Source organism: Kitasatospora sp. NBC_00374 (genome assembly GCF_041434935.1).
Lineage (GTDB): Bacteria > Actinomycetota > Actinomycetes > Streptomycetales > Streptomycetaceae > Kitasatospora.
Genome location: NZ_CP107965.1, coordinates 1 through 15,624, shown reverse-complemented (window position 1 = coordinate 15,624; position 15,624 = coordinate 1). Strand labels below are relative to the sequence as shown.

At 71.7% G+C, this 15,624-nt stretch carries 15 protein-coding genes; 11 read left to right on the top strand and 4 right to left on the bottom strand.

The features are described 5' to 3' along the window. Positions 1 to 31: 31 nt before the first annotated feature. Complete coding sequence (locus OG871_RS39505; protein WP_331727154.1) at positions 32 to 217, bottom strand: hypothetical protein; 186 nt, start codon at positions 215 to 217, stop codon at positions 32 to 34. A gap of 41 nt (positions 218 to 258) precedes the next feature. On the opposite strand from OG871_RS39505, the gene OG871_RS39500 reads away from it, so the two are divergent. Next, positions 259 to 885, top strand: a complete 627-nt coding sequence (locus OG871_RS39500) for a hypothetical protein (protein WP_371503536.1) — start codon at positions 259 to 261, stop codon at positions 883 to 885. 172 nt (positions 886 to 1,057) lie between these two features. Here the strand turns inward: OG871_RS39500 and OG871_RS39495 are convergent, their stop codons facing one another. Next, positions 1,058 to 1,702 carry a hypothetical protein gene (locus tag OG871_RS39495; RefSeq protein WP_331727150.1) on the bottom strand — a complete coding sequence of 215 codons (645 nt, stop codon included), beginning with the start codon at positions 1,700 to 1,702 and terminating at the stop codon, positions 1,058 to 1,060. A 154-nt stretch (positions 1,703 to 1,856) separates the two neighbouring features. Here OG871_RS39495 and OG871_RS39490 point away from each other — a divergent pair, with 154 nt between their 5' ends. Then, positions 1,857 to 3,311: a hypothetical protein gene (locus OG871_RS39490; RefSeq protein WP_331727148.1), complete on the top strand. Its 1,455-nt coding sequence runs from the start codon at positions 1,857 to 1,859 to the stop codon at positions 3,309 to 3,311. A 122-nt stretch (positions 3,312 to 3,433) separates the two neighbouring features. Here OG871_RS39490 and OG871_RS39485 read toward each other — a convergent pair whose 3' ends face one another. After that, positions 3,434 to 4,051, bottom strand: a complete 618-nt coding sequence (locus OG871_RS39485) for a hypothetical protein (RefSeq protein WP_331727145.1) — start codon at positions 4,049 to 4,051, stop codon at positions 3,434 to 3,436. A 123-nt stretch (positions 4,052 to 4,174) separates the two neighbouring features. On the opposite strand from OG871_RS39485, the gene OG871_RS39480 reads away from it, so the two are divergent. From OG871_RS39480 to OG871_RS39450, 7 genes are all read left to right on the top strand, one after another. Then, positions 4,175 to 4,633, top strand: a complete 459-nt coding sequence (locus OG871_RS39480) for a hypothetical protein (RefSeq protein ID WP_331727144.1) — start codon at positions 4,175 to 4,177, stop codon at positions 4,631 to 4,633. Between the two features lie 123 nt (positions 4,634 to 4,756). After that, on the top strand, positions 4,757 to 8,170 hold the full coding sequence (locus OG871_RS39475) for a DNA polymerase III subunit alpha (protein ID WP_331727142.1): 3,414 nt from the start codon (positions 4,757 to 4,759) through the stop codon (positions 8,168 to 8,170). A gap of 5 nt (positions 8,171 to 8,175) precedes the next feature. Continuing rightward, complete coding sequence (locus OG871_RS39470) at positions 8,176 to 9,237, top strand: hypothetical protein (RefSeq protein WP_331727140.1); 1,062 nt, start codon at positions 8,176 to 8,178, stop codon at positions 9,235 to 9,237. 45 nt (positions 9,238 to 9,282) lie between these two features. Further along, a complete protein-coding gene (locus OG871_RS39465; protein ID WP_331727137.1) occupies positions 9,283 to 9,528 on the top strand; it encodes a hypothetical protein in 246 nt (81 codons plus the stop codon). Beyond that, positions 9,525 to 10,307 (top strand): transcriptional repressor LexA, encoded by a 783-nt coding sequence (gene lexA, locus OG871_RS39460; protein WP_371503575.1) that lies wholly within the window; start codon positions 9,525 to 9,527, stop codon positions 10,305 to 10,307. The genes OG871_RS39465 and lexA overlap by 4 nt, the downstream gene beginning before the upstream one ends. Positions 10,308 to 10,335: 28 nt before the next feature. Continuing rightward, positions 10,336 to 10,593 carry a hypothetical protein gene (locus OG871_RS39455; protein ID WP_331727135.1) on the top strand — a complete coding sequence of 86 codons (258 nt, stop codon included), beginning with the start codon at positions 10,336 to 10,338 and terminating at the stop codon, positions 10,591 to 10,593. Between the two features lie 360 nt (positions 10,594 to 10,953). Continuing rightward, positions 10,954 to 11,295 (top strand): WhiB family transcriptional regulator, encoded by a 342-nt coding sequence (locus OG871_RS39450; protein ID WP_371503574.1) that lies wholly within the window; start codon positions 10,954 to 10,956, stop codon positions 11,293 to 11,295. A 7-nt stretch (positions 11,296 to 11,302) separates the two neighbouring features. Here the strand turns inward: OG871_RS39450 and OG871_RS39445 are convergent, their stop codons facing one another. Continuing rightward, the gene (locus tag OG871_RS39445; protein ID WP_371503535.1) at positions 11,303 to 12,283 is read right to left on the bottom strand and encodes an ATP-dependent DNA ligase; all 981 of its coding nucleotides are present in this window, start codon (positions 12,281 to 12,283) and stop codon (positions 11,303 to 11,305) included. Positions 12,284 to 12,700: 417 nt separating this feature from the next. Between OG871_RS39445 and OG871_RS39440 the strand changes: the two genes are divergently transcribed. After that, the gene (locus tag OG871_RS39440; RefSeq protein WP_331727124.1) at positions 12,701 to 13,414 is read left to right on the top strand and encodes a hypothetical protein; all 714 of its coding nucleotides are present in this window, start codon (positions 12,701 to 12,703) and stop codon (positions 13,412 to 13,414) included. Next, positions 13,411 to 13,884: a MarR family transcriptional regulator gene (locus tag OG871_RS39435; RefSeq protein ID WP_331727121.1), complete on the top strand. Its 474-nt coding sequence runs from the start codon at positions 13,411 to 13,413 to the stop codon at positions 13,882 to 13,884. The genes OG871_RS39440 and OG871_RS39435 overlap by 4 nt, the downstream gene beginning before the upstream one ends. Positions 13,885 to 15,624 lie beyond the last annotated feature (1,740 nt).

The following is a 15,624-nucleotide window of genomic DNA, read 5'->3' as shown; positions in this document are numbered from 1 at the left end:
TGGTACCCCGCCGCCCGGCGGCCGAAGGGACTCAGGCCGCCGCCGCCGCGTAGGCCGGCTGCTGCTCGGCGACCTGCCGGCGCGCCTGAGCCGCCCGCTGGCGCAGGATCCTCTCCGCCTCGGCCGTGAACTGCGCCGTGGCCCGCCAGTTGGTGGTGGACAGCGCGCGGACGACCTCTGCCACGGCCTCCCGCAGCGCGTCGATCCACTGAGCCATGCCGGGCCGAGCCGGTGCCCGGCAGCGCTTCAACGCTGCGCGTGGCCAACGTGCAGACCACCATGTACCTCGACCGGGGGACCGTCCACGTCGCTGTCGACTCCAGCTCCGACCAGGGCGAGCGTACGCCGGTCGAGGTCAGCTTCGACGGCGCCGCGATCGCCCGCTGCTGGACCGGCGCCGGGGCGATGGACATCCTGGTCGCCCTCACCACGGAGGTCATCGGCCGCGCCGGCGCGACCGGTGCGGCCACCGTCGTCCACCCCGGCCCGGACGGCCCGACCCCCGTGCACCTGTCCGGCGCCCGCCTGCGCGAACTCCTCCACCAGGCCGTCGCCACCGGCGGCCACGCCTACGCACTGCCCGGAGGTCAGATCCACCTCACTCTCCCGGCGCTCGGCTCCGCGGTCGCGTTCGAGAACCCGTCAGCCCGCAGGCCCGAGTGCCGCCACTGCGGTTGGTGGGCGAGCGAGCACGCGGACCAGCCCTGCTGCCCGGGCTTCGAGGGGATGGGCGGCGACGACCTGGAACGCTGCTCCACATGTGACGGGATCCGAGCGGCTCACGACTGGGACCCGCTGCCCACCTGCGGCCGGTTCGCGGTCGGGGAGCCGGACCTGCCCGAGGACGACGAGGACGACGAGGAGTTCGACGAGTATTCGTGCTGAGGAATGCGCACGGCACCGCGGTCGGACTGCAGTTCCTGCTACGCCCGACGGGGGAGTGGCAGGCGCAAGGGCACCGCCTTACGGCGGTGCCCTTGCGCACCATGAGACGCGGCCTGCGCCTTGGCCTTCACCCCTCCGTCGTACGCCCCGGCCGGGCAGGCAGGGAGAGGAGTCAGTCCTGGGTGTCGGCCTTCGCCCGGATCTTCCGGAACAGCTCGGCGTCGCCGCGCATGACGTCGACCACCCGCGCATCGGTCGCACCCTGTCCGTGGTCCTCGCCGCACGGGCACACGCTCCACCCGTCGGCCTCGACGTGCCCTGCGACCTGCTCGATCAGGTCGGCGGCTTCGTCGAGCAGTCCGACAGGCAGCCCTGCACTGTCGCTCGCGGAGTCGGCGCCGATCGCGAGTCCGATCTCGAAGACCAGGTCGGTGGCGTGCTGGACGGTGCGGGAGTCGTCGTTGCTGGAGGCGAACTTGATCACCTGGGCCAGGGCCATGAGCGGGCGCGAACAGACCCAGCGTGGCATGAAGGCAGTGCGCTGGTCACCCCGGACCGGCCGCACGCCATGTACGGTGTCGGCGCCGTTGGTACCCAGGGCACTGGCGTCGGCGATCTGGTCGGCGACGGCGGAGGGCTCGATGTAGCGCAAGGCGGACCGCGGCTGAATCCCGAGCCGCTGCGCCATCACGGTCACGTTGTGGGCGAGCACGTTCGTCACGGCCACAGGGACAACGTCCAGTCCGCGGGTGAGGAGCTCGGCCTCGGTCTGCGTCGCGAGGGCCTGGAACGCCTTGGAACTTCTGATGTCGGGCACGGCGACAAGCGTAGAGCCCCCAGGGGGCGCCGCCCCGCCGCACCAGTGCGCGCCATTCCCCGCCCACCAAGCGCCGGGCGACGATGTGTCGACAGCGCCCGCCCATGCCGAATTGACCCGGGGTTCGACGCCCGGTGCCGCTACCGTGTCCGCCATGAGCCAGTCCGGAGCGACCCACCTGGTCGCCCTCCACATCGCCAGCGAGCCACCGCAGCCCGCGCCCTTCGCCCCCCGCATCCTGAGCGCCAACCCGAACGCCCCCACCGGGCCAGGACCCCAGGCGCCGGATCCCGCCGAGCCCGACTGGCAGGCGCTCGGGGTGGAGCCGCGGTGGATCGGCACCGACACCAGCAGCTGCGCGGCCGTCCTGAGTCCAGTCGCCGGACCCGCCACCGGCTCGGAAGAGTTCAAGCGGTACACCGCGGGCGCCCGGCAGCGCGGTGAGACCGCCTTGGTCATCGCCAGCATCGGAGCCGGGCAGACCCCAACGGCGCGCAACGTCTTCGATCAGGGATTCGACCACAAGATCCACCTGCCCAACCCGTACGGCTGGATCGGCGGCCGCCTCCTGCCCGCCGGCGTCCGCCCGCAGCTGGCGGACGACCTCGACAACGCCGAGCGCGACCTCGCCCTGCGCCTGCGCAACCAGCTCACGGACTCTCCGTGGTGGGGACTGACCCTGGTCCGGGGCGGACCGCGCCCCGGGTACAGCCACGCCACCATCGCCCCCCAGCCGAAGAAGGGCGAACTGCGCCCCCTGCTGGTCGACGACCTCGGCAATCCGGTGACCGGGGTATGGACGCCTGACGACGACTCGGCCCGCTGGTTCGTCGTCCCCTTCGGCACCGACCGCGGCCAGCTGGTCGACTGGCTCGTCCAGAAGGCCCTGCCCCTCTACGTCCCCGGGCAACTGGTTCGGGCCCGCTCACCGCTCGTCCGGGACCCGGCTTTCGCGACCCGGACCGAGGCCCTGCTGCTCGCCGAGCAGGCCGAGCACCAGCGCGCCTACGAGCTGCGGCAGGCCGAACTCGACAATCGGCTCGCCGAGGTCCGGGGGGAGGCCGACCGGCTGCGCCTGGGCCTGATGTACGGCACAGGCCGCCAGCTGGAGGACGCGGTGCGGGAGGTACTCGCCGCGGCCGGCCTCACGGTGACCCCCCTCGATGACGAGCTGGGCCCCCAGTCGGCCGACCTGCTGGCCGAACTCGGCGGCCGCCGCATCCTGGTCGAGGTCAAGTCGGCCGGGTCGCCGGCGCCGCAGGATTTGGTCGGCAAGCTGTACAAGCACCTGTCCACTTGGCCGTCGTTGAAGCCCGACGTGCCGCTGGACGGCGGGCTCCTGGTGGTCAACCACCGGACGCGGCTCCCGCCCGAGCAGCGCCCCGCCGAGGTCTACCCCCGCGGGCCCTTCGCCGACTCCCTGGAGGTCCCGGTGGTGGGCAGCCTCCAACTGCTCCACTGGTGGCGACAGGAGGACTGGGAGGCCATCCGCCAGGCCGTCTTCGGGGACGACAGCAGTACGCCCCAGCCGGCCGGGGACGCGGCGGCGGGACAGCTGCTGCCCGGACCCGCCGCGCGGACCTCCCGCTTCCCCCTTTGGCGCCGCTGACCCGACCGGGAGGCGCCCGCCGGGCACTCGGCCGGCCCGAGCACGTCAATGTCGAAGGCCCCACCCTCTGGGGTGGGGCCTTCGACGCTGCGCTGTGCGATGGGATGCCCTCGGCGGCGTACCTACCCAGTGGGAGCGTCCTTGGCCCGAAGGAGGCCGCGGGTCCTGGAACCTCGGGCCGGGAGGTGGCCGTGCTCCCAGTAGAGGATCTGCTCGGAGACCTTCGTCCACGCCGCGTGCTCGGGCAGTGCCGCCGTCTCGACCAGGGCCCGAACCTCGACCGCGTGCCGCAGGGCATCGCGGCCCTGGCCCTCCCGCAGCGCGACGCGCATCTTCTCCACGAGCTCGGCCCCCTGCTCGCCCGCGCGACGCTGCGCCGTGACGATGACCGGCATGGCCTCGCCGATGAAGTCGGTGAGCAGCTCGTCCGACCACATCCCCCAGCGGATCCGCGTCACGAGGCGGCCGATCAGCAGGCAGCCGGCCAGGAGGAGGGCTCCGGTGACAAAGGGGAGCCACTTGGGAGGGGTGCCTGAAACGATGCCGGCGAGCACGTAGAGGCCCGGCAGCGTCGCGCCGGTGACGAACACGAAGAGCCCGGCCATGATCTTCTCGATCAGGGAAGCCGACCGGGGCCCCCAGGCTCGGCTGTTGCCACCACGGGCCCGGGCGACGGCAACGGCGCCACAGGTCCCGACGAAGAGCAAGCCGGCGGTGAGGCCGATGCTGAGCAGAACCACGGACCGATCCCATCTGTGCGCCTGGCGAGGACCAGGGGCGTGCCCGGCACTCGCCAGGTTGACACCCGGAGTGTATTGGGCTGCGCCGACAGGGCGGCAGGCCCGCCGCGGTAGCGTCAACGGATGAGCACCACCCCACTCCCCCTCCCCGATGTCGTCGAGAGTGCCGTCGAGGACACCGTCGCCACAGCCAGGCCGGATGCGGGCCTCTGGCTGATCGGCGAACTGGAGCAACGGGGACCCGAGGCCATGTGGGCGGGGGCGCTGCAGCTGATCCGCCCGCTGGCCGCGCGGCCGGCTTACGGCCTGCCCGAGCACGAAGCGGCAGCCCAGTTGCGCGTGAACGCCCGAGCAGCCAACCCCTCGACCGCCCTGGTGCTGGAGATCCGGCTGGCCCTGGGTGAACAGGACGAGGAGGCGGCCTGGGAGCTGTGGTACAAGGCCGACCCCGCGCTGCGCCGCACCGCGATCATGGACTGGCTCATCTCCTACGCCTGGGTGGTCGGCTTTCGCGGGGCAAAGCTGACCGCGCAGCAGACCGTCTCCCTGATCCGGTGCGGCATCCAGGGGCAGCAGCCGTAGTCGCTCATCGTTCGGTGCCATCCACCTGCGGTAATGCAGGTTGCGGAGTTATTCGAACATATGCGCTACTGGAGGTGCCGGAGGGGAGCCGGGTGCCGATGAGAAGGGGCTGACCGACCGGAGGTGATCGAGGTGTTCACGCACCTCCACACAGCCTCGGGCTACTCGGTTCGCTTCGGAGGATCGCTCCCCGGCCCCCTGGCAGAACGGGCCGCCGAGCGCGGGATGACCGAACTGGCACTCACCGACCGGGACACCGTCTCCGGGGTGGTCCGGTTCGCGAAGGCCTGCGCCGCCGCCGGCATCCGGCCGCTGTTCGGCGCGGACCTGGCCGTCGGCACCGTCGAGGACCCGGGCCCGGCCGCCCAGCGGCTCCGGACCCCCGCCCGGGGCGGAGCTTTCGTCGACGAAACCGCACCACGGGTGACCTTCCTCGCCCGCGACCGATCCGGGTGGGCCAACTTGTGCACCCTGATCAGCGCCGCCTGGGCAGCGCGCGCCGAACGTGGCGGCGGCCAGCCCATCGTGCCGCTGGAAGTGCTCGCCGCCCACACCGAGGGCCTCACCGTGCTGCTCGGCCCGGCCTCCGAACCGGTCCGCGCCCTCGCCGGCGGCCGCCCGGACCGCGCCACCGACCTCCTCGCCCCGTGGCGGACCTGGTTCGGCCCCCACCTGCGCCTTGAGGCCGTCCACCTGCGCCGCACCGGCACCGGGCCCGGCTCGCTGCGGCTGGCCGCCCGCACCGTCGGCCTGGCCGCCGACCTGGACCTGCCTGCTGTCCTGACCAACGCCGTCCGCTACACCGACCCGCACCAGGGCCCGATCGCCGACGTCCTGGACGCGGCCCGCCTGCTGCGCCCCGTCCAGCCCGGCAGCACATGCAACGGGGAACGCTGGCTCAAAGGTCCGGGCGAGATGGCGGAGCTGGCGGCCGAGGTCGCCGGGGCGGCCGGCCAGGGCCGCTCCGGCGGGCAGCGGCTGCTGGCGGTGACCGCCCGCACGGCCGCCGAGTGCAGGCTCGACCCGAAGAGCGACCTCGGGATCGGCGGCGTCCGCTTCCCGGAGGAGGACCAGCTCGGCCTGGAGCCGGGCAGCTCCGCCCGGGTGCTCCGCGAGCGCTGCCAGGCGGCGATGGTCACCCGCGGCTACGACCGCGACCCGGCCGCCGTCCAGCGCCTCGGTGAGGAACTGGACGTCATCACCGGGCTCGGCTGGCCGACCTTCTTCCTGACGGTGGGCCAGATCGTCACGGACTTCAAGGAGGCCGGGGTCCGGGTGTCGGCGCGCGGCTCCGGCGCCGGCTCGCTGGTCGTGCACCTGCTCGGCATCTCCGCGGCGAACCCGATGGAACACGGCCTGATGATCATGGAGCGGTTCCTGTCGTACCGGCGCCGTTCCCTGCCGGACATCGATGTCGACGTCCCCGCCGACCGCCGGATCGACTGCTACCGCCTCGTGCTGGATCGGTTCACCTCCGCCCGGGTCGCGGCCGTGGCGATGCCGGAGACCTACCGGGTTCGCTGGGCCCTCAGGGACGTCGCCCTCGCCACCGGGCTCGCGCCCGAGGAAGCCGGCCGCCTCGCCAAGGCATTCCCGCACATCCGCGCGAAGGACGCCCGCGCCGCGATGGCCGAACTGCCGGAGCTGCGACAGGTCGCCGAGCGAGCCGACTACTACGGTGCCCGCTTCTGGGACCTGGTCGAGGGCCTGGACGCACTCCCACGTGGCCAGGCCATGCACCCCTGCGGCCTGGTGCTGTCCGACTCCACCCTGCTGGCCCGCACGCCGGTGCTCCCGACCCCGGGGGAAAGCCTGCCCATGACGGTGTTCGACAAGGACGACATCGAGGACCTGGGCTGCCTGAAGCTCGACATCCTCGGGAACCGGACCATGCAGGCGATGTCCTACGCGCTCTCCGAGATCGAACGCACCACCGGCGAGAAGGTCGACCTGGACGACCCGGCCCAGGTACCGCTGACCGACGAAGGCGCCTTCGCCCTGCTGCGCGAGGGCGAATCCCTGGGCGTATTTTCGATCGACAGCCCAGGTCAGCGCGACCTGCTGGGCCGCGCCCAACCGCGGGCCTTCCTCGACCTGGTCGTGCAGCTGGCGCTGTTCAGGCCCGGGCCAGTCGCCGCAGACATGATCAGACCGTGGCTGGCCGCCCGGCACGGCCGCCAACCGGTCCGCTACCCGCACCCGGACCTGATCCCCGCCTTGTCCCCCACCCTGGGCGTCCTCGTGTTCAACGAGCAGGTAGCCAAGGTCATCTCCGTCATCACGCGCACTGACCTCGCGATGGGGGAGGAGGCCCGCCGAGCCCTCAGCCGCCCCGAGCGCCTGCCCGCCCTGGAGCGCTGGTTCCGCACCCGGGCAGCCGAAGCAGGCTACGACCAACGGGTCATCGACACGACGTGGGCCCAGGTCCAGGGCATGGGCGCATACGGGTTCCCGGCCTCGCACTCGATGGCGTTCGCCGTGATCACCTTCCAGAGCGCCTGGCTCAAGGCCCACCACGGAGCCAGCTTCTACGCCGGAATCATGCAGGCCGAGCCCGGCATGTACCCGCTGCGCCTGCTGCTCACCGACGCCCGCCGGCACGGCGTCCCGGTACTGCCCGTGAGCGTGTCCGCCTCCGAGGCCGGGTACCAGGTCGAGTCCGGCCCGGACGGCCGGCAGGGGCTGCGGATCGCGCTCGCCGCAGTGAAGGGCATCACCGAGGACGAGACCGCCCGGATCACCGCCGCCCGGCCGTTCACCTCTGTTCCGGACTTCTGGGAGCGGGCCCGCCCCTCCCTGCCCACCGCACAGAACCTCGCCCGCATCGGCGCCCTCGACTCGCTCACCGGCGGCCGGATCGGCCGACGCGACCTGCTGCTGCTCCTGGACGAACTCCACCACGGCCGCCGCTCCGCCGCCGTGCCGGACCAGCTCGCCCTGCCCACCCCGGCCGGGCCGACCGCACCGAGCGGGCTGCCGGGGATGACCCCCGGCGAGGAACTCCAGGCGGAGCTGGACGTGATCGGCCTGGACGCCTCCCGCCACCTGATGACCGAGCACCACCAGCTGCTGGCCGAGCTCGGCGTCACCCCCTCCGCCCAGCTGCGCGCGGTGGAGAACGGCGAGGTCGTGCTGGTCGCCGGAGCGAAGGTCGCGATCCAGACGCCGCCCCAGAGCGGCCGCCGAACGATCTTCGTCACCTTGGACGACGGCAGCGGCAGGCCGGTCGACCTCGCATTCTTCTCCGGCCCGGACGCCGAGGCCGCCGCGCACACCCTCTTCCACACCTGGCAGTTGGTGGTCCGCGGCCAGCTGCAGCACCGCGGGAAGGCCGTCTCCGTCGTCGGGCAGCGGGCCTGGGACCTGAACGAGCTCGCCCGGGTCCGGGCAGAAGGCGGCACCGCAGCCGTCCGAGCACTGCTCGCCGCGCCCTCCCCGGGCGATGACCCTGACCAGGACAACCACCCCCGGCCCGACCGGCCCGGACCCGGTGGCGCGGGCCGGCTCTGGCACGCTTCACCCGGATCGGCCGGGTGAGGCAGATGACCACCACGCCCACCAGCGCGACGGTCCTGCACCTGCACGTGCACCGGGCCGGCTTCGAGGCCTACCGCTCCCTCTTCACCGTCCTCGCCGACATCACCCCAGTCGTCCAAGCTCTGCCCCCGGACGGCGCGCTCCTCCAACTCGCCGGCGCTGTCACCTACTTCGGGAGAACACCCGCTGAGCTCGCGGACCTGCTGCAGACCCGGCTCGCCGCGCGCTACGGCCTGGTGACCACCGGCGGACTCGGCCCCAACCGCTTGCTGGCCACCCTCGCCGCCGACACCGCCGCCCCCACCACCATCCAGACTCTGCCCGACGACCCCCGCCTGCAGCTGGCCTTCCTCCACCGGCAGGACATCCGCCTGCTGCCCGGCATCGGCCCCGCTCTGGAGAAGAAGTTCCGACGCTACGGAATCAGCGTGATCGGTGAGCTCGCCGCCCTGCCGCCGGCCACCGTCCAACGGGTTGCCGGCGCGGCAACCGGACGGCTCCTGCTGGAACGCGCCCACGGCACCGACCGCCGCACCGTCACCCCGTCCGGACCACCGGCCACCATCTCCTCCAGCACCCGCTTCGACCACGACGTCCTGGACCCCGAGGAGATCCGCCGCGCCCTGCTCGGCCTGGCCGCCGACCTCGGCGCCCGGCTGCGCGCGGCCGGGCAGGTCGCCCGCGGCATCGAGCTGCAGATCACCTTCGCGGACCGCTCCTCGCTCACCCGGTCCCGGACGCTGCCGGAGGCGAGCTCCCACAGCCCGGCGATCCGGGACGGCCTGTACGCCCTGCACACCCGGCTCGGGCTGCAGCGGGCCCGGGTCCGCGCAGTGACCGCGCGCGCCGGCGGCCTGGCCACCGCAAAGACGGCTGCGGTGCAGCTCACCTTCGATCGGCCCACCGAGTCCGCCCGGACGCTGGAGCCCGTCATCGACCGTGCCAACGCCCGCTTCGGTGCGGGTGCGCTCAAGCCCGGCTCCCTTCACGTCCGTCGGGACGCACCCGGGCGCGCCCGGTCGCCGGCGGACCGGCACGGGTGGGCGCCCGGGCGGCTCAGCGGATGATCCAGGCAGCCGACTCCAGGTCCCTCGTTGCTCGTTGTGCCGAGCATGAACGAGATCACCGTGCTCGACCTCGCGGTCCCCGGCGACCTGCTGCTCTGGCAGGAGATGCAGGGCCGGATCACCCAGGCCCGGATCGACGCGGCCAAGGGGGTCCAGGCCTACCGCGAGGCCACCCGGCCGCTGAGCGCGCGCCGGACCGGCCGACGCGACGCCCCGAACCCCTCGGAAGCTGTCCGCGCCGAGGTCCGATCCAGCGCAACCGGACGCATCACCGCAGGTGAGGCGTACTGAAGGTTCGACAAAGTCCATGGACCGCGCCCAATCGCGGGCGTAGAGTGCCACACCACCAAGATCTCCAGGAAGAGGAGCGCCCCGTGCCGGAGGACAGCACCAGCCCCGTCCGCGCCGGCCGACCGCCCGGCGCCCGCGTCGGCCTCGACGGACTCACGGAGAGGCAGCGGCAAGTCGTCTCCACGATCCGGGACTTCGTCACGCAGCACGGGTACCCGCCCTCGATGAGGGAGATCGGTCTGGCCGTCGGGCTTCGGTCCACCTCATCGGTCGCCCACGTCATCGGGCGGCTGGAGAAGATGCACGTCGTGCGCCGGGACCCGCACCGGCCCCGGGCCTACGTGGTGTCCGAGCATCGCCTCGGCTCCGCTGAGCAGCTGGCCCCGCGGACGCACCTGCCGACGTCCACCTCGTACGTACCGCTGGTCGGCCGCATCGCAGCCGGCGGTCCGATCCTCGCCGAGCAGGACGTCGAGGACGTCCTGCCACTGCCCCGGCAACTCGTCGGCGACGGCGAGCTGTTCGCCCTCACCGTCGCGGGCGACTCGATGCTCGAAGCGGGGATCTGCGACGGCGACCTGGTCACCGTTCGCCGACAGCCAACAGCCGAGAACGGGCAGATCGTAGCTGCCATGATCGACGGCGAAGCCACCGTCAAGAGGCTCAGGCACCGCGACGGGCTGACCTGGCTCATGCCGGCCAACCCCCTCTACGAGCCCTTGCCGGGAGAGCAAGCGATCATCCTGGGCAAGGTCGTCGCGGTACTCCGCAGCCTCTGACGCCCGCCAGAAGAGAAGGGACCTGCCCATGGACGACACCACCTGGCACAGGGTCTACGGCACCGACTTCGACGACCCCACCCCGGGCCCGGAGCCGGACGGCGAGTACCGGGAACTTCGCGGAGGCCCGCTGGACGGCCAGCTCCTCGACGTGAACGGCTGGACCTCCGGGCAGCTGTCCACCGGCGCCTACCTGATCATCCCGGGCGAAGCCGAGCGGGCCGACTACGAGCCCCGACCCACCGACCCGACCCAGTGGGACTTCCAGGGCATCGTCCCCTGCTGAGGCCGGACGGCCTCCACCGGGCAGCGTCGAACCATCCACGCTGCCCGGTGGAGCCCAAGCCGGACGATTGCCTATCCAGAGTAGATTTCATCGCGCCTGACGGGCGGCTCCCGCAACGAGAGGGACAGTGGCCCGATCATCTGATCATCACCCCTTGCGCGCAGTCGCCGACCCCTCCGCGAGCACCGTTGACCTCATGAACCCCCAATAGGAATTCAAAACCGGCAGGACGACCAGTCAGCCTCTCAACCCTGAGCCTCCTCACGGAGCGGAGTTCAACAATTCCGAGCATGTCGACCGCCTGAATTCCAAGAATCCCCAGAATGTAAAATGCTCGACCCTCGAAACCCCATCGCCTAGATTGGGCCCAGCACCGACACGGGGGAGGAAGAAGTGCTACACGACTACGACTGGGGGGACGCGGCCGCCTGCCGCGACACCGACCCGGACACGATGTTCGTCGAGCAGGCCAAGCAGGAACGCGCCAAGACCACCTGCCTCGGCTGCCCCGTCCGGACCGAGTGCCTGGCGCACGCCCTGGACAACCAGCTGGAGTTCGGCGTCTGGGGCGGCATGACCGAACGCGAACGGCGCGCCCTGCTGCGCCGGCGGCCGACGGTCACCTCCTGGCGGGAGCTCCTGGAGAGTGCTCGGGCCGAGCACGCGCGGGCCACCACCGACCCGCGCTGCACGGCTGCCTGACCGCCGACTATCCGATCGGCCCGGGTGCGGCATCGTCATCCCGCAGTCCCCGCCACACCGGATGCCGAAGGCGGCCTGCCGGGGTGAGCTCCAGGAACTCCACCTCGGCGTGAAGCCGCGGCACAGCGAACCGGACCTCGGTGCCGGTCAGCAGTCCCATGCCGCCGACCGGTGCGACGAACGGGCTGGTCGGCGTAGACAGGCGATGCAGCAGGGCGCCCAGGGCCCGGCGCTCTGCATCGGCGAAGCCGGTGCCCACAGCGCCGACGAACAGCAGCTGACCGCCCTCAGCAGCGGGCACCCCAGCCAGGACCGCCCGCACGCTGGCCTCACCCCGCCCACCCGGGAGCCAGCCGCCGATCACGACGTCGGCCACTTGCAGGTGCTTGGACTTGACCCAGTCCCGAGAGCGAGCCCCGGGCCGGTACAGCGAGCCGGCCCGCTTGGCCACGATCCCTTCGAGGTGCTGACCGCGGGTCCAGTCGAAGGCGTCGGCGACCGACGGCCACGCAGGCGGCACTCGCACCTGCGGCAGCTCCAGATTGAGCGATTCCAGAAGGCCTCGACGCTCCTCGTAGGGCACGGTGAGCAGTGGTCGCTGGGTGTGCAGCACGTCGAAGACCACCAGGATGGCCGGCGCCGCTGTCCGCCCGGCCTTAATGGACGCCGGCCGCGAGCGGTGCACCCTGCTCTGCAGTCCGTGGAACGACGGCCGCCCGCTCTGCATCACCACGATCTCGCCGTCCAGGACCAGAGGCCCCGAGACGGTCTCCAGAGCCTCGGCGACCTCCGGGAAGCGGGCTGTGAAGTCTGTCCCTCTGCGGCCGGCCAGCCGGACCTGGCCGCGCTCGACATAGGCGAGGCACCGGGCTCCGTCCCACTTCACCTCCGCCCACCATCCGGCACCGGTCGGCAGCGGTCCTGGAGTCGCGAGCATCGGCTCGACCTGGGGGAGCTGCACCGGCGACATCTGCGCTCGGGAGGCCATAGCTCCATGATCGCGACCACAGCCGGGTACCGCGAGCGGCGTCCGCCCTGCTCGGCTGCTCCAGCGCGAGCATCAGCGGACATATCGATCCGCATATGTTCCACGCATACATCCACCCGTGCCCTGCCCGAGGCGATGCGTATCACTGTTGCTGGGAGCAACAGTGATACGCACTGCCAGCCCGAGCGCTGTTGCCCAGCGCTAGTCCGCTGGGCGCCCCATGCGTTCGGGGCACGGTCCTGCAAGGTCAGCGGGCTCCGAGCCGATGCCAGCCACGGGCGCAGCACCAGGCCCTCACCGTCGTTGTGTCCCCTCAGGGGGGACACAACACGCGCGAAACGTCGGTGATACCGACGTATCTGTCAGCCGGGCTGACATACTGCAGCCGCAGGTGATCACCCAGGAAAGGAGCAGGACGTGGCCCCCGAGCCCAAGGAGGGCCGGCCGCTGACCGCGAAGCGCGCTCCGCGTCCGCTGCCGCCAGTCGACGACGCCCTCCAGGCGTGGAGCAGGCCCATCGCACCGGTGAAGGACCTCGACGAGGTCGCTCGCCGCTACCCGGGCCGGAAGCTGACTCTCGATGGCGAGCGCGCCCAGCTGGAGTTCTACGGCACCCCGGACCGTCCCAACGCGTTCGCGATGGACTCGCTGGAGTTCTTCTTCCTGATCGCGCAGTACTTCCGGGAGGCGCTCCCGCTCCGCCTGATCCTGCTGCTGATCGCCTGCCAGCGAGCGGGCGGCCGTATCCACCTCACCCAGGAGGAGATGGCCACCGTCCTCGACGTCTCTCGGACCAAGGCCTCCGAGGCCCTGCAGGAAATCATGGGCCACGGCATCGCCTTCAAGGTGAAGCGCGGCGTCTACCAGTTCAACCCGCCCTTCAGCTACAGGGCTGCGGAGTTCATCCCCGGCACCGAGACCACCGGCGGCAAGTCCGAGTACATTCGCGTAGAGCAGCACGACACGCTCACCAGCATCCGAAAGGATGCGACCCTGCCGGAACTGGTGCGTTACCCGTCGCTGGAGCACATGCGCAAGGCCATCGAGGAGCTGCGCCAGACACGTTCGAAGCGACGTGCGGAACGCCGCCTCGAACGCAGCGCCCCCCAAGAGGAAGGAACACTGCAGTGAGCCAACTGCGATTCGCCGCAGTCAACGCCGACGGCCTCCTGGCCGACCTCGACCTCCCCCCAGCCGCCTACCGCGCCCTGCTCAAGCTCCGGGTGCTCAGCGAGGCCGGCGGCCGCATCACCATCGACCAGGCCAGCGTCGGCGAACTCCTCGGCCTCAGTCGCCCCAGCGCCAACGCCGCGCTGCGCAGCTTGGAACTTGCCAAGATCGTCAGGAAGGTCCGCAACGGGGTCTACCAGATCAACGCGATGCTGGCCGGCTACAACTCCCCCGAGGACGCTGTAGCAGCCGTCAATGAGATGCCCAGCGAAGACCGGCTGGACGCCCCCGATTTCATCGCCTCGTACCACCGCGCAGTCGCCGCCTACCAGGACCAACTGGCTCAGCAGCGGAAGAAGCGCGCCACCCAGGCCGCCGCCAAGAAGGCCGCCGCCCTGAAGCGCCGCGGCACCCTGCACGCGGTGGGTTAGTACTCCCCAGCAGCGACACCCACGCCCCGTCGTCCGGCACTCCAGCCGAGCGACGGGGCGTTCCCGTTTCGCAGCCCGTCCACCTTGGCCACCGAGTTGCCCAAGCGCGTAGAAATGTCAGCCAGGCCGACGTTTAGCCCGAAATGCTGTCAGCCTCACCGACATTTCGCCGCCGATATACACCCCCAGTCGAGACAGACCAAGGGCGGTCTGTCTCGACTGGGGGGACAAATCGTCAGCCTGACACCCCATCTGACCTGCGCAAATCCGGCGTCTCCCTAATCTGAGCGGTGGCCCCGCGCCGGAGCACGCTCGGGGCCTTCCCACAGCGCCGGCCTCCGGCCGCCCAGGTGCCGGTCGCCTCGGCGGCATTCGCGGTGCGGGGTCGGTCGGGCTGGGCGGCAAGGTGATCCGATCGGGGAGTCGGATCACCTTGCCGCTCAGTACATGTCTGCTGTGGGCTCGTGCGGGGGTCTGCTGGGTGTGTTGGTGGTGTGGGGTGGTCGGGGGTGGTGTTGGGGCTGTGGGTGGGCTGTTGGGGGTGTTGTGGGGGCTGGAGGCCGGCTTTTGGGTGGTGGGTCTCTGGGTGTGGTGCTGGTGGCCGGGTTCCGGGTGGCTGGTGGTGTGGTGGTGGTGACCGGCTTCGGGCCCCCGGGGTGGTGCTGGGCCGGGCCACCGGCCGGGCGTGCTGGTGGTGTCGGGCCACCGGCCGGGCGTGCTGGTGGTGTCGGGCCACCGGCCGGGCGTGCTGGTGGTGTCGGGCCACCGGCCCGGTGGGTTTTCGGGGTGGTTGTGGGTGGTGGTCGGGCCACCGGCCCGAGGGTGTTCGGGTGGTGGTGGGGTGTGTATTTGCGTGGTGTTCGGGGTGGTTTTCGTTGGGTGTTTCCGCCGCTTTCCTCGGTTCTTTTCTGGGGTTTGTGGTGGTGTTCCTTTTATAAAGTGGTCTAGTCCAGCTTTCTGGGAATGCGCATTGTTTTAGGGTTGGGTTTTCTGGCGGGCTTTCCGGCGGGTTTTCTGGTGGGTTGGTGGTGGGTTGGTGGTGGGGGTGTGACGGGTTGTCGGGTGGTGGGGTGGCCGGTCGTGCTGGGCTGGTCGTGCGGGCCGGTCGTGCGGGGGTTCGGGGGGTGTCGGGTGGTGCTGTGCCGTGCCGGTCGGTGGGGAGGGCCGGGCGGGGGGTTGGGTGTCCGTTCTCGGGGTGTCCGGGCCACCGGCCCGGTGTACTGCCCGGGGGTGCCGTACGGGCCCGTGCACGGCTCTGTGCGGGGTGTCCGTGCGGGGGTGGCCGGTGTGCCCGGCCACCGGCCGGGAGGGCGGTCCTGACGGACCGCCACCGGGGCCCGGTCCCGTGCGGGGTATGGGCTTGCCAGCGAGGAATCACGTCATACCTGGCACGGGCCGGGGCACCGCCCCGGCCCATCGGCAGCCCGACCGGCCACCCGATCGGCGGGCCGCCCGGCCACCGGCCGGGTGGTGCCCGGGGCGGCACCGGGACGGCATGGGGATGGCACCGGGCCACCGGCCCGGACGCCCACCACAAGCGGGGCCACCGGCCCCGCCCCTGACGCCCCACCACCTGAGGCCCCGCCAGGGGCCGCACCATCCCCACGAATTGGCCATCGGCCAATTCCCCCAACAATGCACTGCCTATTCCCCGCGCAATTCCGAGGCGCCGCCAGGCGCCGGGGCGAGCGTGCCTGACGGCCCGCCAGGGCCGCCCTGGCCGCCAGGCCAGGGGCGAGG